Here is a 26,001-nt window from a genome sequence, read left to right as displayed (position 1 = left end):
ATTTATAAATATTACTATTTTAGCATTTTAACCTGCTATGAACTACCGCAATAACATCCTGAAAATACTGAAAGAAGAGATTTTACCCGGAGAAAGCAAAACCATCAACATGGAAATTGCCAAGCTCCACACCATGACCAAACTGAAAATCCCGATCATTGTGGAGCGTTCCAAACTTCCGGGACCAACCGTTTTGTTATCGGCCGGGTTGCACGGGGACGAAATCAACGGGATTGAAATTGTACGGCAGCTTATCGTGAAGAAAATCAACAAACCCAAAACCGGGACGGTTATCTGTATTCCGATTATTAACGTTTTCGGCTTTGTAAACCAGACGCGCGAATTTCCAGACGGTCGTGATTTAAATCGCGTCTTCCCCGGAAGTAAAAACGGTTCCTTAGCCAGTCGTTTTGCGTATTACCTGCTGAAAGAAATCATCCCGAACGTGGATTATGCCATCGATTTTCACGCCGGTGGTGCCGCCCGTTTCAATGCCGCGCAAATCCGAATCGCACCGGGAAATCCTGAATTGAGAGATTTGGCTTCCGTTTTCAATGCTCCGTTCACGTTGTATTCCAACAACATTAGCGGTTCGTTCCGGAACTCCTGTGACAAACTCGGTGTAAAAATGCTGCTGTTTGAAGGCGGAAAATCTATCGACATCAACGAAGAAATCACCCAGCAGGGAATTGAAGGCGCCAAACGCGTGCTGGAACACCTGGGCATGCTGAACCCGAGAAAAAAACCAGAACCTACTGACCACCAAAGCATTTACATTGAAAAATCGGCCTGGATTCGCGCGCGGTATTCGGGGATGTTCCACGGCTATACCAAAATCGGCAGTTATGTGGAAAAAGGACAACTCTTAGCCACCATTTCCGATCCGTACGGCAAAATCGAACACAAGATGAAAGCGCCCAATGCCGGCTACATCATCAACGTGAACGAAGCGCCGATTGTGTACCAAGGGGATGCTATTTATCATATTTCCACCGAATTGGAATCTCAAACCTAACAATTATCATATTTTATGTATGTGGAAGCCCTTAGTTTTGAAGAAAATTCAGGACTATGCTACCGTGGAAAAAACTCACGCAACAGGAACGCCAAGCCCGTATTGAGCGCGCCTTACAGGAAAACGTAAACTTTGCACACGACGCTTCTTTAGGCTATCCCGCCTCCAAACTGGACGGCAAAGTCTTCAATAACGAAGCGCCTTTTTTAAAAGATGCGCCCACGCTGCAGGCCTATGTGGCCAATCCGAACCATATCGGTTGCCATACCTTCGGCACTTCGGAAAAAGCGTTTAGCGGTACGCAGAAAATGGAACGCGAAGTGCTGAAAGTGCTGGCGGAAGATATTTTTAAAGCCGAACCGCTTTCCTACGACGGCTATATCGCTCCGGGCGGCACGGAAGCCAACATACAGGCCATTTGGATGTACCGCAATTTTTTTATGAATTATTGCGACGCTTCCGCGGAGGAGATTGCGATTATTGCTTCGGAAGACACGCATTATTCCATTCCGAAGGCTTCCAATTTACTGATGCTGGACCGTTATGCCGTTCCCGTGGATTTCGAAACCCGGAAACTGGACAAAGTCGCTTTGGATAAAATCGTCGTCGGAGCAAAAAACAAGGGTAAAAAATATTTCATAGTGGTGGCGAATATGGGAACCACCATGTTTGGTGCCATTGACGATCCGGAAGAATATTGTGAAATCCTGGAACGCCATCAGCTTTTGTACAAATTGCATATTGACGCGGCCTACGGTGGTTTTGTGTATCCGTTCAGCAATCCGGAAAGCACTATCAATTTTGAAAATCCAAAAATCAGTTCGATTACCATTGATGCGCATAAAATGTTACAGGCGCCTTACGGAACGGGTGTTTTCTTATGCAGAAAAGGACTAATCGAAAACGTCCTGACTCAGGAAGCCGAATACGTGGAAGGTATGGATTTGACCTTGTGCGGCAGCCGAAGTGGTGCGAATGCCATCGCGGTCTGGATGATTCTTTTTACCTACGGTCCGTTTGGCTGGTGCGAAAAAATCCGGGTTTTGCAGATGCGCACGGATTGGCTTTGCCGGCAGTTGGATGCATTGCAGGTAAAATACTTCCGGGATCCGTTTATGAATATCGTGACGATTCAATCGGAATGCATCACGGAAGAACTGGAAGAAAAATACGATCTGGTACCGCAAAAACACGGTATCGGCAACCGTTGGTATAAAATTGTAATCATGGACCACGTGGAAGTCGATCATTTGAGTACTTTTACAGCTGATTTGAAACGAACACTCCATGCTAAAGAAAGAACTCCGCACAAAGTATAAAGACGACCGAAAAAAACTCACGTTTGATGAAATCCAGCTGATGAGTCTGGAAATTGCGAACCAGTGTTTGGGCCTGCCGGTTTGGGACAAGACTTATTTCCATTTGTTTTTACCGATTGAAGCCCAAAACGAAATCAATACGGAATTCCTGTTGCAGATTTTGGCCGGACGGGACAAAGAGGTCGTGATTGCCAAATCCGATTTCGACACGCGGAAAATGACGCATTACCTGTTGACGGACAATACGAAAATCCAGAAAAACGCGTACGGCATACCGGAACCTGTGGACGGTCTTGAAGTGCCTGTTTCAAAAATTGAGGTAGTGTTTGTACCGCTATTGGCCTATGATAAAACCGGACACCGCGTAGGCTACGGCAAAGGTTTTTACGACACGTTTCTGAGCGAATGCAAACCTGATGTCATTAAAGTCGGGCTTTCCTATTTCGATCCGGAAGATACGATTACCGATATTGCCGAAAACGACATCCGTTTAAATTACTGCGTAACACCGGAAGGAATATTTGAATTTCTGTTTTAAAAAAGTATATTCGTAAATCCAAAATACCATTTATGAGAAATACATTTTTAAAAAGAACCTTTTACACTGTATTGGCCCTTACCGTAATGCTGGGGTTCAGTGAGTGTTCGCATCACCACCACCATCATCATCACAAAACAGTTAAAGTTAAAAAGAAACGATTACCGCCGGGACATGCCAAAAAGATTCACGGGGACAAAAGCGCCCGAAAACATGCCCGCGGACACAATAAATAATATTTTCCGCAATAACGGAGAAAGCCACGAATTCACGAATTATTTGCTTTTAATTCGAGAATCCGTGGCTTCTTATTTTATCTTCGGAAACCGCTGATTTTATGACAACCTATTTTCCAAACGCTTTTTTGTTGAACACAATCAGGATGCCTACACCGGTGGAAATTGCCACATCGGCTACGTTAAAAATTGCGTTGAAGAAGGTAAAATGCTGTCCGCCCCAAATCGGCAGCCACGAAGGCAAATTCCCTTCCCAAATCGGAAAATAGAACATGTCCACCACTTTCCCGTGAAACCATTGCCCGTAAGGTTCGCTGCTGAACAGCGTGGCCACCTGTCCGTAGCTGTCGTTGAATATTCTTCCGTAGAATACCGAATCCAGAATATTTCCCACTGCGCCGGCTAAAATCAAGGCTACAGCAACAATTAAATAATTGGAGGCGTGTTTTTTTACCGCATCCCAGAGCCAGTACGCAATGCCTCCCACGGCCAGGATTCTGAAACTCGTGAGCAACAGTTTTCCGAAAGCACCCGGAATTTCTGCACCCCAGGCCATACCGGAATTTTCAATGAAGTGAATGCGAAACCAATCGAACACATACACTTCTTCGTCCAGTTCAAAATTGGTTTTGATGTATATTTTGGAAAGCTGGTCGACCACCAGAATCAGAATGACCAGCAAATAGGCTTTTTTTAGCGACATTTCATTCAATTTGAAAGCAAAAGTAAACTATTTATATAACATAAAAAACGCCCCTAATGGAGCGTTCAGTAAAATTTTGAAAAGATTAACGTTGCAGGTTCTTGGCTTCAATGCTCATGGTGGCATGCGGAACCAGTTTCAATCTCTCTTTATTGATAAGTTTTCCTGTTACTTTACAGATCCCGTAGGTCTTATTCTCGATACGAATCAAAGCGTTTTTCAGATCTCGGATGAATTTTTCCTGACGAATGGCAAGCTGTGAATTGGCCTCTTTCGACATGGTCTCGCTTCCCTCTTCGAAGGCTTTGAACGTAGGAGATGTATCATCGGTTCCGTTATTCAAATCGTTTAAATAAGCGCTTTTTATTAAATCCAAATCGTTTTTCGCTTTTTCCAGTTTCTTCAGAATCAATTCTTTGAATTCCGCTAAATCCGCGTCGGAATATCTTATTTGTTCATCTACCATAATTCATCTGTTTTTGGTTAATTACTCATTAATTTGTCAGATGTAACCTTCCGGTTTCCCTCATTTTGAAATTAATATTCTTGTTTTTAGGTCGTCAAACTCAATTTCCGTACCATTTTCGATACGTTCGGTAAAAACAAGTTCTTCGGTTAAGGTTTCCGATTTAATGTATGCTTCGTTATCGTTTACGGCTTCCTGAATGATGCCGTCTCTTTGCATTGTCACTTTAATCTTGTCCGTCACTTCAAAACCTGAATCTTTGCGGATATTCTGAATTCGGTTGACCAGTTCGCGGGCGATACCTTCTTTTCGTAAAGTATCGGTTATCGTAATATCTAAGGCTACGGTTATTCCCCCGGAATTTGCTACTAGCCAACCTTCGATATCCTGTGAAGAAATCTCCACATCTTCTGTTGTTAAAGTAATACTATTTCCTGAAATAACAATACTTATTTCGCCTTCTCTTTCTAATTTATTGATCTGTTCCTGACCGAAATTTTGTATCTCTTTGGAAATCAGCCCCATGTCTTTACCAAAGCGCGGTCCCAAAGTTTTAAAATTCGGTTTGATTTGTTTTACCAGTACCCCGGAAGCATCGTCCAACAACTCTACTTCTTTGACGTTTACCTCAGCCTTGATCAGGTCGGAAACCGCTTCAATTTCCGCCCGCTGCACCTCGTCAAGTACAGGAATCATCACCTTTTGCAGCGGTTGACGCACCTTGATCATCTCTTTCTTGCGAAGCGACAATACCAGTGACGAAACCGTCTGCGCTTTCAACATTTTGCTTTCGAGTGATTTATCAACAAAATTTTCAACAAATTGCGGGAATTTCGCCAGGTGTACACTTTCGAAACTTTCCTTGTTTGTTGCGGCATTCAAATCCTGATACAGACGATCCATAAAGAACGGTGCAATCGGAGCCGATAATTTAGCTACGGTTTCCAGACAGGTGTACAACGTCTGATACGCGGCAATTTTGTCGGTGCCGTACTCGCCTTTCCAGAATCTTCTGCGGCACAAACGCACGTACCAGTTGCTCAGATTTTCCTGTACGAAATCGGAAATGGCTCTGGCGGCTTTGGTTGGTTCGTAATCGTCGTAGGCTTCGTCCACCAGTTGAATTAACGAATGCAGTTCCGATAAAATCCAACGGTCGATTTCCGGTCTTTCGTGCAGCGGCACTTCGGCTTCACTATGAGAAAAACCGTCGATGTTGGCATATAACGCAAAGAACGAGTACGTATTATATAAAGTACCGAAGAATTTTCGTCGCACTTCGGCCACGCCTTCGATGTCAAATTTCAGGTTGTCCCAAGGGTTCGCGTTGGCAATCATGTACCAGCGGGTCGCATCCGGGCCATATTCTTTCAGGGTTTCGAACGGATCTACGGCATTGCCCAGTCGTTTGGACATTTTCTGCCCGTTTTTATCCAATACCAAACCGTTGGATACTACATTTTTATAGGCTACCTGATTAAAAACCAGTGTTCCGATGGCGTGCAGTGTATAAAACCAGCCGCGGGTCTGGTCTACACCTTCTGCGATAAAATCCGCAGGGAAGGACTTGTTACCGTCGATTAAGTCTTTGTTTTCAAACGGATAATGCCATTGTGCATACGGCATCGCTCCGGAATCGAACCAAACGTCAATCAAATCGGCTTCGCGTTTCATCGGTTTTCCGGAAGCGGAGAGCAAAACGATGTTGTCGACTATGTTTTTGTGTAAATCCACCAACTCGTAATTCGCTTCAGACATATCGCCGATTACGAAACCTTTAAACGGATTTTCCGCCATCAGACCGGCTGCAACGGCTTTTTCGATTTCGTTGTACAGTTCTTCCACCGAACCGATGCAGATTTCTTCGGTTTTGTCTTCCGTTCTCCAGATAGGCAACGGAATACCCCAGTAACGGGAACGCGACAAATTCCAGTCGTTCGCGTTTTTCAGCCAGTTTCCGAAACGGCCTTCTCCGGTAGCTTTCGGCTTCCAGTTGATGGTTTCGTTCAGGTCGAACATGCGGTCTTTTACCTCCGTCACTTTGATGAACCAGGAATCTAACGGGTAGTACAACAACGGTTCATCGGTTCTCCAGCTGTGTGGGTAACTGTGCACGTATTTTTCTACTTTGAACGCTTTGTTTTCTTCTTTTAAACGAATCGCGATTTCCACGTCTACGGATTTTTCCGGCACTTCTCCTTTATCGTAGTATTCGTTTTTCACATATTTGCCGGCCAATTCACCCATTTGAGCCACGAAACGGCCTTGTAAATCCACCAGTGGCATTGGGTTTCCGTGTTCGTCCAACACTAACATGGGCGGCACTTCCGGTGTGGCTTCTTTGGCTACTTTGGCGTCATCGGCACCAAACGTCGGCGCGGTGTGTACGATACCGGTACCGTCTTCCGTAGTAACGAAATCTCCGGAAATTACCCGGAAAGCGTTTTCAGGATTTTGGTACGGCAGCGCATACGGCAATAATTGCTCGTATTTGATTCCCACTAAATCAGCGCCTTTGCTTTCCGCTAAAATCGTGTACGGTATTTTTTTGTCTTCGGATTTGTAGTTCGCAAAATCGTCTTCGGATACTGCTTCAAAATATTTTCCTCCAAATTGTTTCGCTAACAATGGTTTTGCCAAAATCACGTTGATTGGTTCGAAGGTGTATTGGTTAAAGGTTTTCACCAACACATAATCGATCTTTGGCCCAACGGTTAACGCAGTATTCGACGGTAACGTCCAAGGCGTAGTCGTCCAGGCTAAAAAATGAATCGTTCCGAAACCTTGTAAAAATTCAGGCAGCGTTTCGTCTTTTGCTTTGAACTGCGCCACAATGGTCGTATCGGTAACATCGCGGTACGAACCCGGCTGGTTTACTTCGTGCGAAGACAATCCGGTTCCCGCTTTGGGCGAATACGGCTGGATGGTGTAGCCTTTATACAGTAAATTTTTATCGTAAATCTGTTTCAGTAACCACCATACCGATTCCATGTATTTGGATTTGTAGGTTACGTATGGATCTTCCATATCCACCCAGTAGCCCATTTTTTCGGTCAGGTCGTTCCACACATCGGTGTAGCGCATTACGGTTTTTTTACACGCTTCGTTGTATTCGGTTACGGAGATGGTTTTCCCGATGTCTTCCTTGGTGATGCCCAATTCTTTTTCGGTACCCAATTCCACCGGCAAGCCGTGAGTGTCCCAACCCGCTTTACGCTTTACCTGAAACCCTTTTTGAGTTTTGTAACGACAGAAAATATCTTTAATCGCACGCGCCATCACGTGGTGAATGCCCGGTAAACCGTTGGCGGAAGGCGGCCCTTCAAAAAACACATACGGGGTCGCGCCCTCACGGGACGTTACACTTTGCTCAAAGATGTTTTGCTTTTTCCAGAAATCAAGCACTTCAGAAGCCACGGTAGGCAAATCAAGTCCTTTGTATTCAGTGAATTTCGTACTCATTTTGTCGTTTTCTAAAATCAATGCGCGAAAGTACGGAATTTTGACTAATTCTACGTTAATACTATGACAAAATACACGGCTAACTGATGATTTTTGTGCGGTTTACGAGAAAACTTCCTTGAGGACTTCTAAGGATTTCGGCATTTTAAATCCGTCCAAATGAACGGAATAGTAATTCAGGAGGATTTTTAAAAGAATCTGACGTTCGGTTCCGGCGAAAATTTTCTGTTCGGAATCGAATTTCAAACCAATCAGTTTTTTAAACAGAACGGTTTCGTGTTCCGAAAGACAACTCAACGCGTGAAATTGGGAAAACACGCCTTCGTTCAATTCAAAAAAAGGCAAACCGATTTCGGAAACATCGGGATAAAACCCTAAAAATTTGGTGATTTCCAGCAATAAAATCAGGTGAAAATTGGCTGTTTCTTCGTGGTTGTCCAGCCAAAGCAGCGCCGTTTCCAGAAAGGTGAACAATTCCCGGTTCTGCTCTTCCTCGCGGATGCTGTGGTGCAGCACTTCGGACAGGAAAATCACAATGGTGCTTTTTACCACATCGGAAGGTATGGAATGGTACGGAAATGCAAGCCGGACTTCTTTAAAATGTTCTAAGGTTCCCTTGTTTTTGTGGTTGGCTTCGATTTCCAGAATCGACAACGGCTGAAAATACGCGGCCTTCTGATTGGATTTTTTAGCCGAAAACGCACTCGGCACAAAATACGATTTCAATCCGTCGGATGCCGTAAAGCATTTGACAATCAGGGATTTTTCCTGATATTTTAAGGCACTGAGGACAATCGCTTTGGTTTTGACCTGCATTAACGGACAATCATTACTTTTTTCACTTTGGTTTCCACGCCGTCTTCCGCAGCAATGAAAATCATGTATACACCGGAAGCTACTTTGTGTTTGCCAAAAGCTCTGGTATCCCATTCTATGGTTCCGCCTTCGGATGTTGTTTCATACACGAGGTTTCCTTCGATATCGGTAATTTTCACGTTCGCGTTGTCAATCAGCCCGCTGATTTTTACCGTGCCTTCATAGCCCGGACGCACCGGATTCGGATAGACATACACGTTGCTCAAATCTTCGGCCGGTCTTGTCGAAACACCTTTGAAGGACACCAGGCCTCTGTCGGTCGCGAAATATACTTCTCCGGTCTCACCGTCGATTTCAATGTCGTTGATGTTATTGCTCGGCAACGGTGAATTTTCCATGGTAAAATGATAAATGGTTTCCTGACCGTTAGGCGACAGTAGAAACACTCCGGCCTCGGCTATGGCCACCCATTTGCGGTTGGAACCGTCTACGGCGATGTCCCAGATACTCTGCTGATAGAATAATTCCTGCGCCAGTCCGTCTTCGAGTATGATAATGGAATTGGATTCGAGCGTGTCTTCGGAAAGGAAGCGGTCGACACTCGGAATTACACGGAGTCCGTCAAAGGTACCGATCCAGAGCTGATTTTTATTATCTATAGCTACACAACGCACGTCATTGTTGGGCAGATTCCCGGATCCGGATCCTTCTTTGATGAGAATGAATTTGTTGTTGTAATTTTCGTTAAAGGCGATAACGCCGTTGCGGTAAGACGGTATCCATTTGGTATTGTTTTTGTCGATTACCATGGAGGCATAGTCGTCGTCTATGGGATTGGTTGTAATATTTTCCAACGTATAAGACTGCCAGTTGCCGTCGGCTTTCATTACTTTGATGGCTTTTTTAATGCGGCTGTTGGTCATCCAAAGGTTTCCGTTTTTATCAAATGTCGGACCGTTAACCCGGATGTCTATGTAAGACGGATCACCAATATCCAAAGATTCCAATCCGTTGGGTCCGGTATTGGTCTGATTGAAAAGCGTTACGTTTTCCTGAGCATCAATTTTCAGCAATCCTGAAAAATAAGAACTTACAAAAACATTGTTGGAGGCAGGGCTTATACCTATCCGCGTAAGCGATTTTGCACCCAAAAGATTTGAGTAAGGAATCGAAGTCCAGCCGTTCTGTTCGGAATATTTACTGATGTCGAATTCGTCTAACGGATAAGGATTGTACTGTTTGGTGTAATCGCCGTATACCGCCCAAAGAAAATTAGGCGCTTTTTTTACGTTGAAGATATTATTCCGGAAAGGGCCGTTTGGCGTATTGTTCACAAAAGCCGACAAATTGGTAGTCGCGGTTTCGTAAAGTCCTTTGTCTGCAGTCCCCACAAAAATTTTATCCCCAATTGTGGTGGCGCAGGAAAAAAGAGAGACTACCTCCGGTATTTGGGTAATGTGCGCCAATTCCATAAAATTCTCATTGTACACATACACATGGTTGTTGCCGGTGATTGTCAGTCGGTTGTCGTAAGCCTCCAAATCGATTATCGGCTGACCCACATTTAACAAAGGGCTGAAAGCACTTCCCGTATGCCGGTAAACGGTTGTGTTTGAATTCGAAGCAACCAACTGATTCTGAAAGGTTTCAATTCCGCTCCAATACCCGGCATCAAAAACAGACCACTGGCTGAAATCGACCAGATTCGGATTAGTTATTTCGGCTCTTCTGATGCCATAGATGGAAGTCACGGCATAAATATAATTGTTGTGTACCGTGGTTTGATACACCTCCACTTCTTCACCAGCCGGCCCGATAAAAAAGGTATCCCCAAACTGATCGATGGTCAGATCAAACACACAAACCCCAAAATCACAGGACAGATAGACTTTTCCTTCGTGTTCGTAGATGTCGTTAATCTTCTTTTTATTCGGCGGTATCGTGGGTTTGTTGACAATGTCAATCACATTAAGAACGGTTCCTGCGACTTCATCAACCACTAAAAGCAATCCGTTGTTGTTCCCAACCAGCGTTTTATTAAAAGCTGTACTGTGGTGCATGGCCGTAATGATTTCCGCCTTAAATCCTTCTATTGAGGTTGTTGTTTTAAGTTCACCGGTACTTAGGTTTTTCGAAAAAAGAGCATTTTCCGCGGCGGCATAAACTTTATCGGCTGAAGGAGACAAATCCTTGATGTTGCTGTACGAAAAATAACTTTTCCAAAGCTGATTTTGCTGCCCGAAAAGTATGCTTTGAAAAAAAAATACCGAAAAGAAAACAAAAACCTTTTTCATTAGTGCTGAATCATTTCTACAAATATAAACGAAAACCCTAAGATTCCTCGTTTTATACCTTAACTCTTTTAAATCAGTTTTATTTTAAATAAGAAATTTAATTTTTTTATAACACGTATTTTTTTTCTTTTTTTTTTAAAGTGAAGTATGTTTTTATATATTTGTCCGAAATTGACCTAAATAGAATTGAAGATGCCCAAAAAAATTTTATTGCTTTTACTGACCGTAATTGGCAGCAGCAGTCTTACCAGAGCGCAATTTGGTTTCTCTCATGAAGTGGGAGCCATCGCAGGTCCTGTAATGTTTATGTCGGATTATGGTGTGAGATACGATTTTGAAACCAATTCAGGAAACACAGGCTATGGGATAGGGCTGATTCACTATCTTAACTTTTCTTATCGCGCCGAGTGTAACTGTTATACCCCTGAAACCTACTTTAACGATCACTTCAAATTAAGAAGTGAGTTGTCCTACAATAAAACCAACTTACAGCATTTTGGTAAATGGGTAGACGACAAAAAACAGTCTATCACTGCGCAGCAATTAAGAGCAATGCGTGGAGAAGCTTCGGTTACCGATATTGGTATGCAGTTGGAGTATTTCCCTTTAAGTATCCGTGACTTTACAGCTACCAATGGTGCTTTTGGACCGTTTGTAAGCTTAGGAGCACACTACTCTTTCTTCAAACCGGAAGCGTATTCCAAATTGGGTCGTATTGACCAGCCGGGAGTATTACCAACCAAATATATCGGAGGGGTTTCCAACGACAGCGGCAGCACTTGGTCTGTAGTAGCTTCTGTAGGAACACGCTACAAATTAACCGAATTGTCCGACTTAATGTTAGACTTGCGTTGGCAATACTATTTCTCCAACTGGGTAGACGGTTTGAACCCGGATCCGGATATCTACAAGGAGAACAAAGCTAACGACTGGTTGGTTTGGTTAAACTTCGGTTACATTTATTATCTAGATTAATCAGTACATTTGACAGAATAAAAAACCCGAGCGATGGCTCGGGTTTTTCTTTTTTATACTTTTACTGTTTAGGCTAAGGCCTGCTTCAAATCTTCAATCAAATCATCGGCATCTTCCACACCTACACTCAGACGAACCAAATCATCGGTAATTCCGATTTCTTTGCGCTTGTCTTCCGGAATGGACGCGTGGGTCATTAACGCCGGATGGTTCGCCAAAGATTCCACACCGCCTAAAGATTCCGCTAAGGTAAACACCTGAACTTTTTCCAAAAACTTAATTGCATCTGCTTTAGCTCCCGATTTGAAGGTAAAGGTCACCATGCCGCCAAATCCGCCAAGCATTTGTTTTTTGGCAATGTCATGAAACGGATGGTTTTCCAAGCCCGGATAGTATACTTTATCCACTTTCGGATGGTTTTTCAGGAACTCCGCCACTTTGGCTCCGTTTTCGCAATGGCGTTGCACGCGCAAGTGAAGCGTTTTGATGCCTCTTAGCACCAAGAAACTGTCCATTGGCCCTAAAGTTCCGCCGGTTGCGAATTGTTTGAAATGTAATTCGTCTCCCAGAGCCTTATCTTTAATCACCAATGCTCCAGCAATCACATCACTGTGACCGCCTAAATATTTAGTAGCGGAATGCATCACGATATCCGCGCCTAAGTCTAACGGTTTTTGCAGATACGGCGTCGCGAAGGTGTTGTCTACCGCGAACAAAATATTGTGTTTTTTCGTGATTTTGGCAATTTCCGCAATATCGGCTAACTTCATTAACGGGTTCGTAGGCGTTTCCACCCAAACCAATTTCGTGTTTTCGTTGATTAACTTTTGAAAACCGTCCAAATCGTTCATGTCCACGAAATGAAATTTGATGCCACTGTCTTTGTACAGACGGGTAAACAAACGGTACGTGCCGCCGTACAAATCGTCCATGGCGATGATTTCGTCACCGGCCTTGAACAGGCGCAACAAACAATCGGTAGCTGCCAAACCGGAAGAAAAGGCCAAACCGCGCGCGCCGTTTTCAATCGACGCCAACGCATCTTCCAAAGCCTGACGTGTCGGGTTTGCCGCACGGCTGTATTCGTATTCCCCTATCGGTTGCCCTGGTGACACCTGAGCAAAAGTAGAGGTCTGAAAAACAGGAGGCATCACTGCTCCCGTTACTTTCTCATGGTGTTGTCCGCCATGTATTACTTTTGTATTAAACTTCATGTTCTTTATATTTTAGAGGATAAAATTACGGCGAATTTCAGGATTATAAAAACTTGGCGATGCGCATCATAATGCCCGTGTGCACACCTTCGTGATAGTTGTTGAATTCCATAGCTTCCTGTGCGTTTCGGATGTGAAACCCGGACATCGTGGTAAAAGCCGTATAGTTTTTAAAAACGTCTTCTGAAAAATCTCTTTTGGTTTGTTCCAAAGTAGCATAAAGCAATGCTTTTAACTGCTCCGCTTCTTCTTGCAAAACGGGCGCTTCCGGTTTGGTGCCTTTCTTATATTTTTCTACCATTTCCGTGGAAACCAGCATCGGTAATCCGGATAAATTATACACCAGCATCTGTTGTACCACCACAATATGGCCGATATTCCAGATCAGGTTGTTGCTGAAGCCTTCCGGAACTTTGTTCAGTTGCTCTAAAGAGTAATTTTCAAGAAATTTAAGCAGTGTGTTTCTGCTGGACAGGTTAATGTTGAAGGTAGCTTCCATAATTTGAATTGGGTCAGGTTAAAGTAAAACAAAATCTTCGGTCTTAGGAAAAGCGTGCATCACCTCGCGGGCTATTTCCGGAGTCGGGCTGGCCAGTTTTCGCAGTTTCGTATCCATCCAGGCCCCGTCCACACTCAGTACCGCACACAGTTCGCCTTTCTGGTTTTTCATCTCGTGCACAATCGTCCAGCGCGAGGCATCGTCCTTCATCTTCCCGATTTTGGTACTGATGGTAATGGTATCGCCCAAATGAATCTCTCTTCGGAAAATACATTCTTCGCGAAACAAAACCGGGCCGAAATGCTGTTGTTGCATTACTTTAAGGGTTAAGCCCTGCTGTTCTAAAACTTCTATACGGTGTTGGGCGCCAAAATCGTAATAAGCACTGTGGCGCATGTGAAAATTCGGGTCCAAATCCGACCAGCGAATCGAAATAGTTTTGGTAAAAACGCTCATCTTCTGTAAAATTTACTCAAAAATAAAGAGAAATATCCGCCTGCCGTTTCCCAAGGCATTTAAATTAAAGCTATTTTAACGAAAACCGTATTTTTGCATATAAAATGAAACGAAAACCCATGAGAAAAATATACTACCTGAAAACCTGCAGCACCTGTCAGCGCATTTTAAAATCACTTCCGAATCTGGACACTTTCGAATTACAGGACATCAAGACCGAACCGATGACCGTTAAACAGGTGGACGAAATGGCAAAAATGGCCGGTTCGTATGAAGTTTTGTTCAGCAAGCGCGCCACCTTGTACAAAGAAATGGGTCTGAAAGATGAAAAACTGACCGAAGCCGATTTCAAGCGCTACATTTTAGAACATTATACTTTTTTATCCCGACCGGTAATCATCACCGACGGAAAAATCTTTGTAGGCAACAGTCCGAAAACGGTACAGGCGGCCATAGAATTTTTAAGTAAATGAAAGCCCGCACCTATGCTTTGATCGCTGCCTGGATGGTGGCCATCATTTACGGCGTAACGTTTACCATAGCCAAAGACGTCATGCCGAAACACATTGACGCATTCGGCTTTATTTTTCTTCGGGTGGGCGGTTCCACGCTGCTGTTTTGGCTGTGCACCCTGTTTGTAAAAACCGGGAAAATTGACCGGAAAGATTTCCCGAGAATCATCGCCGCGGCTTTTTTCGGAGTCGCGTTCAACATGCTCACGTTTTTTAAAGGGCTGAGCTATACTTCCCCGATTATGGGAGCCGTATTGATGGTGACCACGCCGATGATAGTCCTGGTTTTATCCGCCATCATCATGAAAGAACGCATGGAAAACCGCAAAATATTGGGGATTTTACTCGGACTGGCCGGAACGGTAACGCTGATTCTCTACGGAAAATCGATGGTGAATGCCCCGAATGCGATGCTGGGAAATTTACTGGTTTTCGTGAACGCCGTTTCCTATGGTTTTTACCTCATCATCGTTAAAAAGCTGATGGACAAATACAACGCCTTTGCCTTTGTCAAATGGATTTACCTTTTCGGATTTCTGATGGTCATCCCGTTTGGCTGGGGCGAATTTCAAGCAGTGGACTGGGCAACGGTTCCGGTCTCCGCCTGTCTGAAAATCGGATTTGTGGTCGTAGTTTCCACTTTTTTAACCTATTTGCTGAATTTGTTGTCGATGCGCGAACTCAAACCCACTACGGTCGCGGTTTTTATTTACCTGCAGCCGTTTTTTGCCACTGTTTTTGCCATCGGATTGGGAAAAGACAACCTGGGTTGGGTGAAAATCGGTTCGGCGGCCCTGATTTTTGCCGGTGTGTATCTTGTGATTAAGAAAAAACCGGAGATTATCGAAGAATCGCTTCCCGGAACCGATCCAAGCCAACACTAAGCGCCGATAACTGAAGAGTTTTATTTATCTTTGAAGTCTATTTAGAAAAACATGATACAATCGATGACCGGATTTGGCAAGGCGACCTTACAGTTACCTACCAAAAAAATCACAGTAGAAGTTAAATCGCTAAACAGCAAAGGCCTTGACCTGAATGTGCGCATGCCTTCGGTGTACCGCGAAATGGAATTGGGGCTGCGCAACCAGATTTCCCAGAGCTTAGAGCGCGGTAAAGTCGATTTTTCCCTTTACATCGAAGTGACCGGTGAGGAAACTTCCACCAAAGTAAACGCTCCGATTGTAAAAGCTTATATCGCCCAAATGCGGGAGATTTTACCGGAAGCCGATGCCACGGAACTGATGAAAATGGCCGTTCGCATGCCCGACGCTTTAAAAACCGAGCGCGACGAAATCGACGAAACCGAATGGAAACAAATCCAGACGGTAATTGACGAAGCGCTGACCAACATCAATACCTTCCGCAAAGACGAAGGACTGTCACTGGAAACCGAATTCAGACTGCGCATCGAAAACATCCGCAATTTTATGAATCAGGCCATTGCCCTGGATCCGGAACGCATCGATAACATCAAAAACAGACTGCAAACCGCCATCGACGAGTTGAAAGTGACTGTGGATGAAAACCGTTTCGAACAGGAATTGATTTATTATCTGGAAAAACTGGACATCACCGAAGAAAAAGTTCGCCTGACCAACCATCTGGACTATTTTCTTGAAACTTTAGCCGGAAACGAAGCCAACGGGCGAAAATTAGGGTTCATCACGCAGGAAATGGGACGCGAAATCAATACGATGGGTTCCAAATCAAACCACGCCGGGATGCAGAAACTGGTAGTCCAGATGAAAGACGAACTGGAAAAAATCAAAGAACAGGTTTTGAACGTTTTATAAGCCAAAACCAATTACAAACAACACAACCAAGCTAAAGGCTTACCGCTGAACGCTAAAAGTTACAACAATGAGCAAAGGAAAACTGATCGTATTCTCGGCACCTTCCGGTTCGGGAAAAACCACTATAGTAAGACATTTATTAGGAAAAGAAGACCTGAACCTTGAGTTTTCGATTTCTGCCGCTACAAGAGCACCCCGAGGCGAAGAAGTAAACGGCAAGGATTACTATTTCATGTCGATTGAAGACTTCAAAAAACACATCAAAGCGGAGGATTTCGTGGAATGGGAAGAAGTGTACCGCGACAATTTCTACGGCACCCTGAAAAGCGAGGTGGAACGCATTTGGGCGCTGGGCAAAAACGTGATTTTCGACATCGATGTGGCAGGCGGACTGCGCATCAAATCCAAATTTCCGGAAGAAACGCTGGCTGTTTTCGTAAAACCGCCGAGTGTGGACGAGTTAAAACGCCGTCTGAAAGAACGCTCCACGGAAAGCGAAGACAAAATCAACATGCGCATCGCCAAAGCCCACGTGGAATTGGCTACCGCGCCTCAGTTTGACACTATCATCAAAAACTATGATTTGGAGGTGGCGAAAGAGGAAGCGTATCAATTGGTAAAGAATTTTGTGAGTAAGTAACAAGGGAAAAGGGATAAGGAAAAAGTAACCTATCTTCTCGCTTATCCCTTCTCACTTATCCCTGAATAAAATGAAAATCGGACTGTATTTCGGCACTTTTAACCCGATTCACATCGGACACCTGATCATAGCCAACCACATGGCGGAACATTCCGATCTGGACCAGATTTGGATGGTCGTGACGCCCCACAATCCGCACAAACAGAAAAACTCGCTTTTAGACGATTACCACCGTTTGCACATGGTACATCTGGCAACGGAGGATTATCCTAAAATCAAACCGTCCGATATCGAATTCAAACTGCCGCAACCGAATTATACGGTAAACACGTTGGCACATCTGCAGGAAAAATATCCCACTTATGAATTTTCCCTGATTATGGGTGAAGACAACCTGAATTCGCTGCACAAATGGAAAAACTACGAAGTCATTCTGCAAAACCACGAGATTTATGTGTATCCGAGAGCCGCTTCCGGGGAAATTGATGGGCAGTTTATCAATCATCCGAAAATTCACCGCATAGGTGCACCGATTTTGGAGTTATCGTCTACTTTTATCCGCGAAAGCCTTAAAAATGGTAAAAATATCCGTCCGATGTTGCCGCCAAAAGTCTGGGAATACATTGATCATAATTTGTTTTACCGGAAATAGTTTCAATTAACATAGTTTTAAAAGTCCCTACTGAAATCTTCTGTACCTTTAGATTTTAAAAATTTTAAGCTATGTTAAACTTCGAATTATACAATCCGACCAATTATGTTTTCGGCAAAGACCAAACGGCAAAACTGGCGGATCTGGTTCCCAAAAACACAAAAATATTGCTGGCTTACGGAGGCGGAAGCATATTTAAAAATGGCGTTTACGATCAGGTAAAAGCGGCACTTACCGGTGTTGAAATCATTGAATTTGGCGGAATTGAGCCGAATCCGCGCTATGAAACGCTGATGAAAGCGGTAGAAATCATCCGCAGGGAAAACATCGGGTTTATTCTGGCAGTGGGCGGCGGCAGCGTGATTGACGGGGTGAAATTCATCTCGGCAGCGGTTAAATTTGACGGTAATCCGATGGACATTCTGCACAAACGCCTTTTAATCAAAGACATAACGCAGGTTATTCCGTTCGGAACCGTATTGACTTTGCCGGCTACGGGAAGTGAAATGAATTCCGGCGCCGTAATCACGATAAACGAAACGCAGGAAAAATTATCCTTTGGCGGCAGCGCGTTGTTTCCGAGATTTTCGATTTGCGATCCGACGGTAATCGAATCCCTGCCCAAAAGACAAATCCAAAACGGTATTGTCGATGCGTTTACCCATGTGATGGAACAATATTTAACCTATCCGACCGATGCCTTGCTGCAGGACCGATTAGCCGAAAGTATTTTACAGACCTTAGTGGAAATCGGCCCTGGCGTGGCTGAAAATCCAACCGATTACAAACTGGCATCCAACTTTATGTGGTGCGCCACCATGGCCTTAAACGGACTGATTCAGAAAGGCGTTCCGACGGATTGGGCGACCCACATGATCGGACACGAACTGACCGCTTTATACGAAATCGACCACGCCAGAACATTGGCCATCATCGGACCGAACCTGTACCGCGTGATGTTCGACACCAAAAAAGAAAAACTGGCGCAATACGGCGAACGGGTTTTTAACGTTCAGGGTAATTCCATCGAAGAAAAGGCACAAAAAGCCATCGAAAAAACGGAAGCTTTCTTCCACAAAATGGGCATGCTGACCCGTTTATCGGAAAACACCGAACAGTACGAAGGTACGGCCGATTTCATTGTAAAACGCTTTGAGGAAAGAGGCTGGGTGGCCATGGGTGAACAACAAAACATCACCCCGGAAAAAGTCCGGGAAATCGTGGAAATGAGTTATTAAAACAAAACGCTCCTTTTTCGGAGCGTTTTTTATTGCTTTAAAATCTTAATTTCTTTCATTCCGGTTTCGCTGGTTATTCTGCAGAGGTACATTCCGCTTTCCCATTGTGCCACCTCAATGACCTGCTCAAAAGCCGTAGTCTTCATTTTTTTAACCGTTTGTCCCAAAACATTCAAAAGAACGATTTCCGAGGTTTCTGTCAGTCCGGATATCGTGAATTTCTCTTTGACCGGATTCGGAAAGGCTTTCAATTCATCATCAGCTACTTCATTCACGGCTAGATTTGCCTGTACTTCAATACTAAAAGTAAATGAACTGCTTCCGTCCTGATTTTCAGCTGTTACGACATAGTCGGTTGCCGGTGTTACCTCCAAAGGCTGTCCGGTTATTGCTCCGGTCGCTTTGTTAAACTGCAGTCCTGCCGGTAAATTCGGCGAAATGGTATAACCATAGGCCTGAATTTTCCGGATTTTGTGATTGGCGTAATCCGCAATATACAGTCTGTCATTCGGGTCTACCACAATACCCGTCGGACTGTTAAAAGTTGCCAAAATGGCTTTATCGTTGTTGCTTCCTACCTCACCTGTGCCCGCGTACGTGGTAACCACTCCTTCCGGGCTTATCTTTCGGATTTTATGGTTGTATTGATCGGTAACAAACAGCTCGTTGTTACTATCTGCCGCTACTATGGCCGGATGATAAAACGTTGCCGAAGCGGAAACTCCGTCTGCGGCTCCTGCCGTGCCGTTACCGGCGAAAGTGGTAATCGTTCCGGAAGTACTTATCTTTCGGATTTTATGGTTACCGTAATCGGCTACATATACATTCCCAAACGAATCCAGGCAGACGCCGGTAGGGCCGTTAAACCGGGCTGTTGCTGTGTCACCGTCTACATTTCCGGCGAATGTTCCCGCATAAGTGCTCACCATACCGGCCGGCGTAATCATCCGGATTTTATGGTTGCTGTAATCGGCTATATAAAGATTGTCGTTGGCGTCGATGGCCATGCCGGCCGGATAAAAGAATTTTGCCACGGAACCGGTTCCATCCTGAAAACCTCCAACACCGGTTCCTGCAAAGGTTGAAACTACACCGTTGGTATCAATTTTCCGGATTTTGTGGTTGCTCTGATCGGTTACGAAAATATTGCCGTGAGAATCTACAACGGCTCCGTCGGGATAACGGAAAGTTGCCGCATTTCCCGGTCCGTCCTGAGCTCCGGCAATTCCTGTCCCCGCAAGTGTTGTTACCTCACCCTGAGGTGTTATTTTACGGATTTTGTGATTGCTGCGGTCGACCACGATAAGATTGTTTTGATTGTCAAGGGTTACCACAGTAGGCAAATTAAAGGCCGCATTGGCACCGGTCGAGTCCTGAGCTCCTGCCACTCCGGAACCCGCAAAGGTTGACACAATGGGCTGGCTTGGTATAGATCCGCCGTCATTGGTTGGCAGTAAAGGACTGATGGCTTGATTAACGGTAAAAATATTGACTGTCGGATAAGAAATTACCGGCGACTGCGCGTATAGGGAAAACGTAACAAAAACAAAAAGGCAACCTAAGAACAATCTTTTCATTTGTTTTCTAATTGGCTGTGCAAAAGTAAGTTAAAAAAATATTAAAAAACGAAAGGCGCTCAGAAAATTTTTCTTGAGCGCCTTTCTCACCAAAAACAAAAAATATTAACTAATCCTAACCTACTAACTCAAACAGCTTACGGCATAATCGCAATGCTTCACTTTAACTGCTGTCTGCCCGCAAAAAAAGAGAGGGAAAGCACAACCGCAAACTGCTGACATAATAACGGCCGCTGAAAAGTTTTCATTGCCCCCGAAATCATAATCTAATGTTAAAATTTTTAAGTGTCTTTAATTTTAAAGCTAACTTTTTGATAATCAAATAACCGTGTATTGATATAACTGCACCCAAATCCGGAAACCTTTTAAACAACTCGATAATCGGAATGGTGCAGAAAAGAGAATCTTGCGAGTTTTTATCTCAAGAATCAGACAATTTATCCATACTTTACCTATAATTTTTATCAGTTGGGCATTTTTGAGTATTTTTGAAATTCAAATCTGAAAAATAAAATGAGTGATACTCCAAAATTTGCAGTAATCGGCGGAGGAAGCTGGGCAACGGCCATCGCGAAAATGCTTTGCGTGAATCTTCCCGAAATTGCCTGGTACATGCGAAACACGTACGCTATCGAACATATTAAAATCAACAAACACAATCCGAATTATTTGAGTTCGGTAGAGTTTGACACCAATAAATTAAAACTGACCAACGACATTAACGAAGCGGTCGCTTATGCGGATTACGTCATCTTTGCCATTCCTTCTGCTTTTTTAAGTGCCGAACTGGAAAAACTTACCGTAAGTTTAGAAGGCAAAGTGATTTTCTCGGCCATCAAAGGAATCGTACCGGAAACCAGCCTGATTGTAGGCGAACATTTTCACAAAACCTACCACATTCCCTATGACAACATCGGCGTTGTTACCGGACCGTGTCACGCGGAGGAAGTTGCGCTGGAACGTCTTTCCTATTTAACCATCGCCTGCGGAGACGACGAGAAGGCTAAAATCATGGCCAAAAACCTCAACAGCCATTACATCAAAACCAAAACATCCGACGACATCATCGGAACGGAATATGCCGCCATGTTAAAAAACATTTATTCGATTGCGGCCGGAATTGCGCACGGTTTGGGCTATGGGGACAATTTTCAGGCTTTGTTGATGAGCAATGCCATCCGTGAGATGAAAAAGTACATCAAAAAGGTGCATAAGATGAAGCGCAACATTAACGATTCGGCTTACTTGGGCGACTTGTTGGTTACGGGCTATTCCATCTTCTCCCGAAACCGAATGTTCGGGAACATGATTGGCAAAGGCTACACGGTGAAATCGGCACAGATGGAAATGAGTATGGTGGCAGAAGGCTATTACGCTACCAAAAGCGCCTACAAACTGAATGAAACTTACAAAGCCAAAACCCCTATTATCGACGCGGTTTACGCCATTTTATACGAAGGAAAAGAACCGAAAAACGTCTTTAAAAAACTGACCGAGAAACTGGATTAAAAAAATTGCATTTTTTAAAAAAACACCCGTTATCTTAAAAACGCAGCGGTAAAACAAGCAAAAATCCTTTACACACAAAGGTTTACACTTGTTTTTTGATTTTACCCCAAGCAAAAACCAATCTTGCAAAACCTTTATTCATAAGACTTCACAAGATTTCCCTTGGAGAAAAAAATAACCTTTATTTTAGCCGAATAAATTTAAAGCCAAATGGACAACTTAATCAATCACCCCGGTATTTTAACGGTTTTCACTATTGTAATCGTAGCGATGCTGCTGTTGGATTTAGGCGTTTTCAAGAAAAACAATCACGCCATCAGCAACCGCGAAGCTTTGATGTGGTCAACGCTTTGGATTTCCCTGGCCATGGGATTCAGCGGTATTATCTATCATTATATGGGGGTTGAAAAATTTGCACAATTCCAGTCTGCGTATTGGATTGAAAAAGCACTTTCGGTAGACAACCTCTTTGTATTCATCCTGGTTTTCGGATTTTTTAATGTTCAGCGGGAGCTTCATCACAAAGTATTGTTTTGGGGGATTATCGGCGCCTTGGTCTTTCGGGCGATTTTCATCTTTACCGGTGTGGAGCTGATTAACATGACCTATTTGCCGCAAATGGACGTATTCGGCCATCTGGTTAAAATCAATGTAATCCTTTCCGTTTTCGGATTCTTTCTGATTTTTGCCGGTATTAAATCCTGGTTTTCCGAAACGGACGAAGGCGATAAGGATTTCACCAAAAGTCCGGGCGCACAACTGGTGCATCGTTTTTTCAAGGTAAGTGAAAATTATGACGGCGATAAATTCTTCACGGTACAGAACGGTGTAAAAATGGCCACACCTTTGCTGGTGGTGGTTGCCGTAATCGAGTTTACCGACCTGATTTTTGCGGTGGACAGCATCCCGGCGATTTTTGCCATCGCACCGAACGACCCGTTCATCCTATACACGTCTAATATTTTTGCCATTTTAGGGCTTAGGGCGCTTTATTTTCTGTTGGCCAACTTCATGTATATGTTCAGTCGTTTAAAGTACGGATTAGCCATTATTTTGGCTTTTATTGGGATTAAAATGTTAATTGCGCCTTTTTATCATATCTCTTCACCCGTTTCGCTGATGATTGTGGGCAGTGTTTTGATGCTTTCGGTGATTGCTTCATTTGCATTTCCGGTTAAAGATTAACTCCAAACTTCACTTAAAAGTATTAATAAAAAAAGAGCAACTTAACTGTAGCTCTTTTTGTTTTCTATTGAATCAGAATTTCATCCGTAAAAATATAAGCATCCCCTCCGGCGCCCTGATGCCACTCCGGTAATGTCCCGAAGTTTTTAGCAACAACTTTTACATAACGCGCTGTTTTTCCTTTAACCGGTAAAACAAAGGCTTTAATCTGTTCTTTGTAATCGTTTGCATCCACGGTATTGGCAACCGTTCCGGCCAGTTCAAAATTTATGTTGTCATGCGAAACATAATAGTCCACCTTCCTCGGCATGACAATCCACGCGCGCGTATCCTGCAGAAAACGTCCGGCAATTTCGTTGATTTTGGTTTCCTTTTTCAGGTCGATAACGGCTTCAAAATCCTGTCCTTGATAGCCCTGCCAGTCGCCTTTACGCCAGTTTTCGTTGCCGAGAATTCCGTCAATTAAACCTTCCGGTCCACCGGCGTGGTATTGTGCGGAATATTTCGATTTGATGTCGACACTCCAATCGTTGGCTTTTTGGAAATAAGAGGCAGAAACGGTATGGCTTCGATTTTGGTTATCATCCTCACTATAGGCGTAAACCGTTACTGATTTGTTAATGAAAAAAGGCTGTTTATACTTCTTAAACGTTTTGTTATCAAAAGAATAAAACGCTTTGTTTTTTGGCGCTGGTATTAGTGAAACCTCTAAATTCTTTTTAAACGCTTTGCTTTCTGCTTGCATTACCGGAACAGGGATTATCGGAGTAATACTCTCTTGTTTTGAAGTTGCCAATACTTCCTTTAAATAACCTTTGTGACCTTTTGAGGTTATGGTTAATGATTGATTATTTTCAAAATGGATAATGGCTTTTTCAAAATAAGGAGTCGTTTTTGCATAATCTGGTTTCCCTGGCGTAACCGAATACATTCCCAACGAACTCAAAACATACCAGGCGCTCATCTGTCCGCAGTCTTCGTTCCCGATTAAACCATCCGGCGTGTTTTTGTAGAATTCGTTTAGTATGTAATGTACTTTTTCTTTCGTTTTTTCCGGTTTCCCGATGTAATTGTACAGATAGGCCATGTGGTGGCTTGGCTCGTTCCCGTGCGCATACTGCCCAATCAGTCCGGTTATGTCTGCCTGTTCTCTTCCGGTGGTTTCGGATGGAGCCGTAAACATTTCGTCCAGTTTCGCTTCAAATTTGGCTGGGCCGCCATAGGCTTCAATCATCCCGGGAATGTCCTGTGGCACAAAAAAGGAGTACTGCCACGAATTGCCTTCGGTATAATTGTTGTTAACCTCACGAGGCTCGAAAGGCTTGTCCCAACCACCGTTTTTCTTAGGGCGCATGAATCCGCTTTCCCAATCGAATACATTCTTCCAGTTTTGGGAACGCTTCATAAAATACTGATAATCGTCTGTTTTGCCCAACAATTGCGCCATTTGGGCGATACACCAGTCGTCGTAGGCGTATTCCAAAGTCTTGGACACGCTTTCGTGTTCATCATCAATGGCAATGAAACCATTTTTCTTGTATGCTTCTAATCCCAAATGATCGAGCATGGCAGAATGTTTCGCGGCTTCAAAAGCTTTTTCGTAATCAAAACCTTGAATCCCTTTTGCCATCGCATCCGCCATCACGGAAACGGAATGGTAACCGATCATACAGTCTGTTTCGTTGGAAGCGAGTTCCCAAACCGGCAATCGTCCGCCCTGTTCGTACTGTTTGATAAACGTATTGATGAAATCCGCCGTGCGCTTTTTATCGAGTAAGGTATACAACGGATGGGCGCCGCGAAACGTATCCCAAAGCGAAAACACCGTATAATAATCAAAGGTGTCGGCAACGTGGATTTGGTTGTCCCGTCCGCGGTATTTGCCGTCTAAATCTTCGGCGATGTTCGGCTGCATCATCGTATGGTACAAAGCCGTGTAAAAAATGGCCAGTTTATCTTTATCCTTTTCTTCGATCTGAATTTTTGTCAGCTCCAGATTCCACAGTACTTTGGCGTCTTTGATGGTGCGTTCAAAATCCCAGTGTTTGATTTCGGTTAAATTCAACGCGGCTCCTTCGTAACCCGTTGGCGACAAGGCTACTTTTACCCAGATTTTTTCGCCTTTTGCAACAGGTTTGGAGAAACTTAACGCCACTTCGGTTCCGCTGTAGAAATTGGCTTCGTTTTTTCCGTTGGCTTTCACCTTGCTGAGGGTCATCGGTTGGTTGAATTCGATGCGGGCGAAAACATACTGGTCGCGCGCCCAGGCCTCACTTCTGCGCAAAATTTCAACGGTACGGCTGTTGACGATGCGCACATCGCCCTGCAGTAATTTATCGCGGTGGTTCAAATCCAAAATAATGTTGGCCTGCCCTTTTTCGTTGAAAGTGTATTCGTGAAAGCCTACTCGTGTGGAAGCCGTTAAACGGACATCGATATTGTGCTTGTCCAATTTGACACTGTAATACCCTGCCGAAGCTTTTTCGTTCTTGTGTGAGAAGGTGGACGAATATGTTTTATTGTCGAAAGACGGTTCTCCCATAGTTGGCATCAGCATGATGTCGCCGTAATCGGAAACGCCTACGCCGTTCAAATGGGTGTGGGAAAAGCCGTAAATAACATTATCGGAATAATGATAACCGCCGCAACCGTCCCAACTGCCGTCGATGCGAGTGTCGGGCGAAAGCTGTACCATTCCGAAAGGCACGGTGGCGCCCGGAAACGTGTGTCCGTGGCCGCCCGTTCCGATAAAGGGGTTTACATATTGCGCAAAATCATATTGCTGAGTGAATCCGAAATGGGAAGAAAAAAATACTAAACAGGCAAATGCGTAGCGTTTCATAGAAAATCAACTGAAAAATTTGCTCTAAAATAGCGAATATTTCAGGAAACGCAACAA

Annotated in this window: 23 protein-coding genes; 13 read left to right on the top strand and 10 right to left on the bottom strand. The window is 44.0% G+C overall.

What is annotated here, in order from left to right:
- The first annotated feature begins 37 nt into the window (after positions 1 to 37).
- The 4 genes from G498_RS0106615 to G498_RS15730 are packed head-to-tail and all read left to right on the top strand — an operon-like array spanning position 38 to position 3,108.
- A complete protein-coding gene (locus tag G498_RS0106615) occupies positions 38 to 1,015 on the top strand; it encodes a succinylglutamate desuccinylase/aspartoacylase family protein (RefSeq protein WP_240470464.1) in 978 nt (325 codons plus the stop codon).
- Positions 1,016 to 1,071: 56 nt separating this feature from the next.
- Positions 1,072 to 2,334, top strand: a complete 1,263-nt coding sequence (locus G498_RS0106610) for a pyridoxal phosphate-dependent decarboxylase family protein (protein ID WP_026980457.1) — start codon at positions 1,072 to 1,074, stop codon at positions 2,332 to 2,334.
- Complete coding sequence (locus tag G498_RS0106605; protein WP_026980456.1) at positions 2,303 to 2,872, top strand: 5-formyltetrahydrofolate cyclo-ligase; 570 nt, start codon at positions 2,303 to 2,305, stop codon at positions 2,870 to 2,872. The genes G498_RS0106610 and G498_RS0106605 overlap by 32 nt, the downstream gene beginning before the upstream one ends.
- A gap of 32 nt (positions 2,873 to 2,904) precedes the next feature.
- Positions 2,905 to 3,108 (top strand): hypothetical protein, encoded by a 204-nt coding sequence (locus G498_RS15730; RefSeq protein WP_131387688.1) that lies wholly within the window; start codon positions 2,905 to 2,907, stop codon positions 3,106 to 3,108.
- 109 nt (positions 3,109 to 3,217) lie between these two features.
- Here the strand turns inward: G498_RS15730 and G498_RS0106595 are convergent, their stop codons facing one another.
- The 5 genes from G498_RS0106595 to porZ all read right to left on the bottom strand — a co-directional run bounded on the left by G498_RS0106595 (position 3,218) and on the right by porZ (position 10,849).
- Positions 3,218 to 3,811 (bottom strand): lipoprotein signal peptidase, encoded by a 594-nt coding sequence (locus tag G498_RS0106595; RefSeq protein WP_026980454.1) that lies wholly within the window; start codon positions 3,809 to 3,811, stop codon positions 3,218 to 3,220.
- A gap of 85 nt (positions 3,812 to 3,896) precedes the next feature.
- Entirely contained in the window at positions 3,897 to 4,277 is a 381-nt protein-coding gene (locus G498_RS0106590) for a TraR/DksA family transcriptional regulator (protein ID WP_026980453.1), read from the bottom strand.
- A gap of 60 nt (positions 4,278 to 4,337) precedes the next feature.
- Positions 4,338 to 7,739: an isoleucine--tRNA ligase gene (gene ileS / locus G498_RS0106585; protein WP_026980452.1), complete on the bottom strand. Its 3,402-nt coding sequence runs from the start codon at positions 7,737 to 7,739 to the stop codon at positions 4,338 to 4,340.
- A gap of 102 nt (positions 7,740 to 7,841) precedes the next feature.
- Positions 7,842 to 8,555 (bottom strand): DNA repair protein RecO, encoded by a 714-nt coding sequence (gene recO, locus G498_RS0106580; RefSeq protein WP_026980451.1) that lies wholly within the window; start codon positions 8,553 to 8,555, stop codon positions 7,842 to 7,844.
- Positions 8,555 to 10,849, bottom strand: a complete 2,295-nt coding sequence (gene porZ / locus G498_RS0106575; RefSeq protein WP_026980450.1) for a type IX secretion system anionic LPS delivery protein PorZ — start codon at positions 10,847 to 10,849, stop codon at positions 8,555 to 8,557. The genes recO and porZ overlap by 1 nt, the downstream gene beginning before the upstream one ends.
- A 192-nt stretch (positions 10,850 to 11,041) precedes the next feature.
- Here porZ and G498_RS0106570 point away from each other — a divergent pair, with 192 nt between their 5' ends.
- The gene (locus G498_RS0106570) at positions 11,042 to 11,824 is read left to right on the top strand and encodes a THC0290_0291 family protein (RefSeq protein WP_026980449.1); all 783 of its coding nucleotides are present in this window, start codon (positions 11,042 to 11,044) and stop codon (positions 11,822 to 11,824) included.
- Positions 11,825 to 11,892: 68 nt separating this feature from the next.
- Here G498_RS0106570 and G498_RS0106565 read toward each other — a convergent pair whose 3' ends face one another.
- The 3 genes from G498_RS0106565 to G498_RS0106555 are packed head-to-tail and all read right to left on the bottom strand — an operon-like array spanning position 11,893 to position 13,993.
- A complete protein-coding gene (locus G498_RS0106565) occupies positions 11,893 to 13,038 on the bottom strand; it encodes a cystathionine gamma-synthase (protein ID WP_026980448.1) in 1,146 nt (381 codons plus the stop codon).
- A 43-nt stretch (positions 13,039 to 13,081) separates the two neighbouring features.
- Positions 13,082 to 13,537 carry a DinB family protein gene (locus G498_RS0106560; protein WP_026980447.1) on the bottom strand — a complete coding sequence of 152 codons (456 nt, stop codon included), beginning with the start codon at positions 13,535 to 13,537 and terminating at the stop codon, positions 13,082 to 13,084.
- Between the two features lie 18 nt (positions 13,538 to 13,555).
- Positions 13,556 to 13,993 (bottom strand): acyl-CoA thioesterase, encoded by a 438-nt coding sequence (locus G498_RS0106555; protein ID WP_026980446.1) that lies wholly within the window; start codon positions 13,991 to 13,993, stop codon positions 13,556 to 13,558.
- Between the two features lie 119 nt (positions 13,994 to 14,112).
- Here G498_RS0106555 and G498_RS0106550 point away from each other — a divergent pair, with 119 nt between their 5' ends.
- The 6 genes from G498_RS0106550 (at position 14,113) to G498_RS0106525 (ending at position 18,831) form a co-directional block, all read left to right on the top strand.
- Positions 14,113 to 14,466, top strand: a complete 354-nt coding sequence (locus G498_RS0106550) for an arsenate reductase family protein (protein ID WP_026980445.1) — start codon at positions 14,113 to 14,115, stop codon at positions 14,464 to 14,466.
- Complete coding sequence (locus G498_RS0106545; RefSeq protein WP_026980444.1) at positions 14,463 to 15,389, top strand: DMT family transporter; 927 nt, start codon at positions 14,463 to 14,465, stop codon at positions 15,387 to 15,389. Before G498_RS0106550 ends, G498_RS0106545 begins: the two co-directional genes overlap by 4 nt.
- A gap of 51 nt (positions 15,390 to 15,440) precedes the next feature.
- Positions 15,441 to 16,301 (top strand): YicC/YloC family endoribonuclease, encoded by an 861-nt coding sequence (locus tag G498_RS0106540; protein WP_035744513.1) that lies wholly within the window; start codon positions 15,441 to 15,443, stop codon positions 16,299 to 16,301.
- 67 nt (positions 16,302 to 16,368) lie between these two features.
- The gene (gmk, locus tag G498_RS0106535) at positions 16,369 to 16,941 is read left to right on the top strand and encodes a guanylate kinase (RefSeq protein WP_026980442.1); all 573 of its coding nucleotides are present in this window, start codon (positions 16,369 to 16,371) and stop codon (positions 16,939 to 16,941) included.
- 70 nt (positions 16,942 to 17,011) lie between these two features.
- A complete protein-coding gene (nadD, locus tag G498_RS0106530) occupies positions 17,012 to 17,593 on the top strand; it encodes a nicotinate (nicotinamide) nucleotide adenylyltransferase (RefSeq protein WP_026980441.1) in 582 nt (193 codons plus the stop codon).
- 71 nt (positions 17,594 to 17,664) lie between these two features.
- Entirely contained in the window at positions 17,665 to 18,831 is a 1,167-nt protein-coding gene (locus G498_RS0106525; RefSeq protein ID WP_026980440.1) for an iron-containing alcohol dehydrogenase, read from the top strand.
- A gap of 29 nt (positions 18,832 to 18,860) precedes the next feature.
- Here the strand turns inward: G498_RS0106525 and G498_RS14745 are convergent, their stop codons facing one another.
- Positions 18,861 to 20,408: a T9SS type A sorting domain-containing protein gene (locus G498_RS14745; protein WP_051269770.1), complete on the bottom strand. Its 1,548-nt coding sequence runs from the start codon at positions 20,406 to 20,408 to the stop codon at positions 18,861 to 18,863.
- A 513-nt stretch (positions 20,409 to 20,921) separates the two neighbouring features.
- Between G498_RS14745 and G498_RS0106515 the strand changes: the two genes are divergently transcribed.
- Positions 20,922 to 21,917 carry an NAD(P)H-dependent glycerol-3-phosphate dehydrogenase gene (locus tag G498_RS0106515; RefSeq protein ID WP_026980439.1) on the top strand — a complete coding sequence of 332 codons (996 nt, stop codon included), beginning with the start codon at positions 20,922 to 20,924 and terminating at the stop codon, positions 21,915 to 21,917.
- A 210-nt stretch (positions 21,918 to 22,127) separates the two neighbouring features.
- Positions 22,128 to 23,102 (top strand): TerC/Alx family metal homeostasis membrane protein, encoded by a 975-nt coding sequence (locus tag G498_RS0106510; RefSeq protein WP_026980438.1) that lies wholly within the window; start codon positions 22,128 to 22,130, stop codon positions 23,100 to 23,102.
- A gap of 64 nt (positions 23,103 to 23,166) precedes the next feature.
- Here G498_RS0106510 and G498_RS0106505 read toward each other — a convergent pair whose 3' ends face one another.
- On the bottom strand, positions 23,167 to 25,944 hold the full coding sequence (locus tag G498_RS0106505; protein ID WP_026980437.1) for a GH92 family glycosyl hydrolase: 2,778 nt from the start codon (positions 25,942 to 25,944) through the stop codon (positions 23,167 to 23,169).
- Positions 25,945 to 26,001: the final 57 nt, after the last annotated feature.

The sequence above is a fragment of the Flavobacterium suncheonense GH29-5 = DSM 17707 genome (assembly GCF_000430025.1).
Classification (GTDB): domain Bacteria; phylum Bacteroidota; class Bacteroidia; order Flavobacteriales; family Flavobacteriaceae; genus Flavobacterium; species Flavobacterium suncheonense.
This window is presented reverse-complemented; position numbering and strand designations above follow the sequence as displayed.

Bases quoted from the DNA above. Each gene is read 5' to 3' on its own strand.
- G498_RS0106615 (WP_240470464.1), top strand. From the start codon at position 38: ATGAACTACCGCAATAACATCCTGAAAATACTGAAAGAAGAGATTTTA.
- G498_RS0106610 (WP_026980457.1), top strand. From the start codon at position 1,072: ATGCTACCGTGGAAAAAACTCACGCAACAGGAACGCCAAGCCCGTATT.
- G498_RS0106605 (WP_026980456.1), top strand. From the start codon at position 2,303: ATGCTAAAGAAAGAACTCCGCACAAAGTATAAAGACGACCGAAAAAAA.
- G498_RS15730 (WP_131387688.1), top strand. From the start codon at position 2,905: ATGAGAAATACATTTTTAAAAAGAACCTTTTACACTGTATTGGCCCTT.
- G498_RS0106595 (WP_026980454.1), bottom strand. From the start codon at position 3,811: ATGTCGCTAAAAAAAGCCTATTTGCTGGTCATTCTGATTCTGGTGGTC.
- G498_RS0106590 (WP_026980453.1), bottom strand. From the start codon at position 4,277: ATGGTAGATGAACAAATAAGATATTCCGACGCGGATTTAGCGGAATTC.
- ileS (WP_026980452.1), bottom strand. From the start codon at position 7,739: ATGAGTACGAAATTCACTGAATACAAAGGACTTGATTTGCCTACCGTG.
- recO (WP_026980451.1), bottom strand. From the start codon at position 8,555: ATGCAGGTCAAAACCAAAGCGATTGTCCTCAGTGCCTTAAAATATCAG.
- porZ (WP_026980450.1), bottom strand. From the start codon at position 10,849: ATGAAAAAGGTTTTTGTTTTCTTTTCGGTATTTTTTTTTCAAAGCATA.
- G498_RS0106570 (WP_026980449.1), top strand. From the start codon at position 11,042: ATGCCCAAAAAAATTTTATTGCTTTTACTGACCGTAATTGGCAGCAGC.
- G498_RS0106565 (WP_026980448.1), bottom strand. From the start codon at position 13,038: ATGAAGTTTAATACAAAAGTAATACATGGCGGACAACACCATGAGAAA.
- G498_RS0106560 (WP_026980447.1), bottom strand. From the start codon at position 13,537: ATGGAAGCTACCTTCAACATTAACCTGTCCAGCAGAAACACACTGCTT.
- G498_RS0106555 (WP_026980446.1), bottom strand. From the start codon at position 13,993: ATGAGCGTTTTTACCAAAACTATTTCGATTCGCTGGTCGGATTTGGAC.
- G498_RS0106550 (WP_026980445.1), top strand. From the start codon at position 14,113: ATGAGAAAAATATACTACCTGAAAACCTGCAGCACCTGTCAGCGCATT.
- G498_RS0106545 (WP_026980444.1), top strand. From the start codon at position 14,463: ATGAAAGCCCGCACCTATGCTTTGATCGCTGCCTGGATGGTGGCCATC.
- G498_RS0106540 (WP_035744513.1), top strand. From the start codon at position 15,441: ATGATACAATCGATGACCGGATTTGGCAAGGCGACCTTACAGTTACCT.
- gmk (WP_026980442.1), top strand. From the start codon at position 16,369: ATGAGCAAAGGAAAACTGATCGTATTCTCGGCACCTTCCGGTTCGGGA.
- nadD (WP_026980441.1), top strand. From the start codon at position 17,012: ATGAAAATCGGACTGTATTTCGGCACTTTTAACCCGATTCACATCGGA.
- G498_RS0106525 (WP_026980440.1), top strand. From the start codon at position 17,665: ATGTTAAACTTCGAATTATACAATCCGACCAATTATGTTTTCGGCAAA.
- G498_RS14745 (WP_051269770.1), bottom strand. From the start codon at position 20,408: ATGAAAAGATTGTTCTTAGGTTGCCTTTTTGTTTTTGTTACGTTTTCC.
- G498_RS0106515 (WP_026980439.1), top strand. From the start codon at position 20,922: ATGAGTGATACTCCAAAATTTGCAGTAATCGGCGGAGGAAGCTGGGCA.
- G498_RS0106510 (WP_026980438.1), top strand. From the start codon at position 22,128: ATGGACAACTTAATCAATCACCCCGGTATTTTAACGGTTTTCACTATT.
- G498_RS0106505 (WP_026980437.1), bottom strand. From the start codon at position 25,944: ATGAAACGCTACGCATTTGCCTGTTTAGTATTTTTTTCTTCCCATTTC.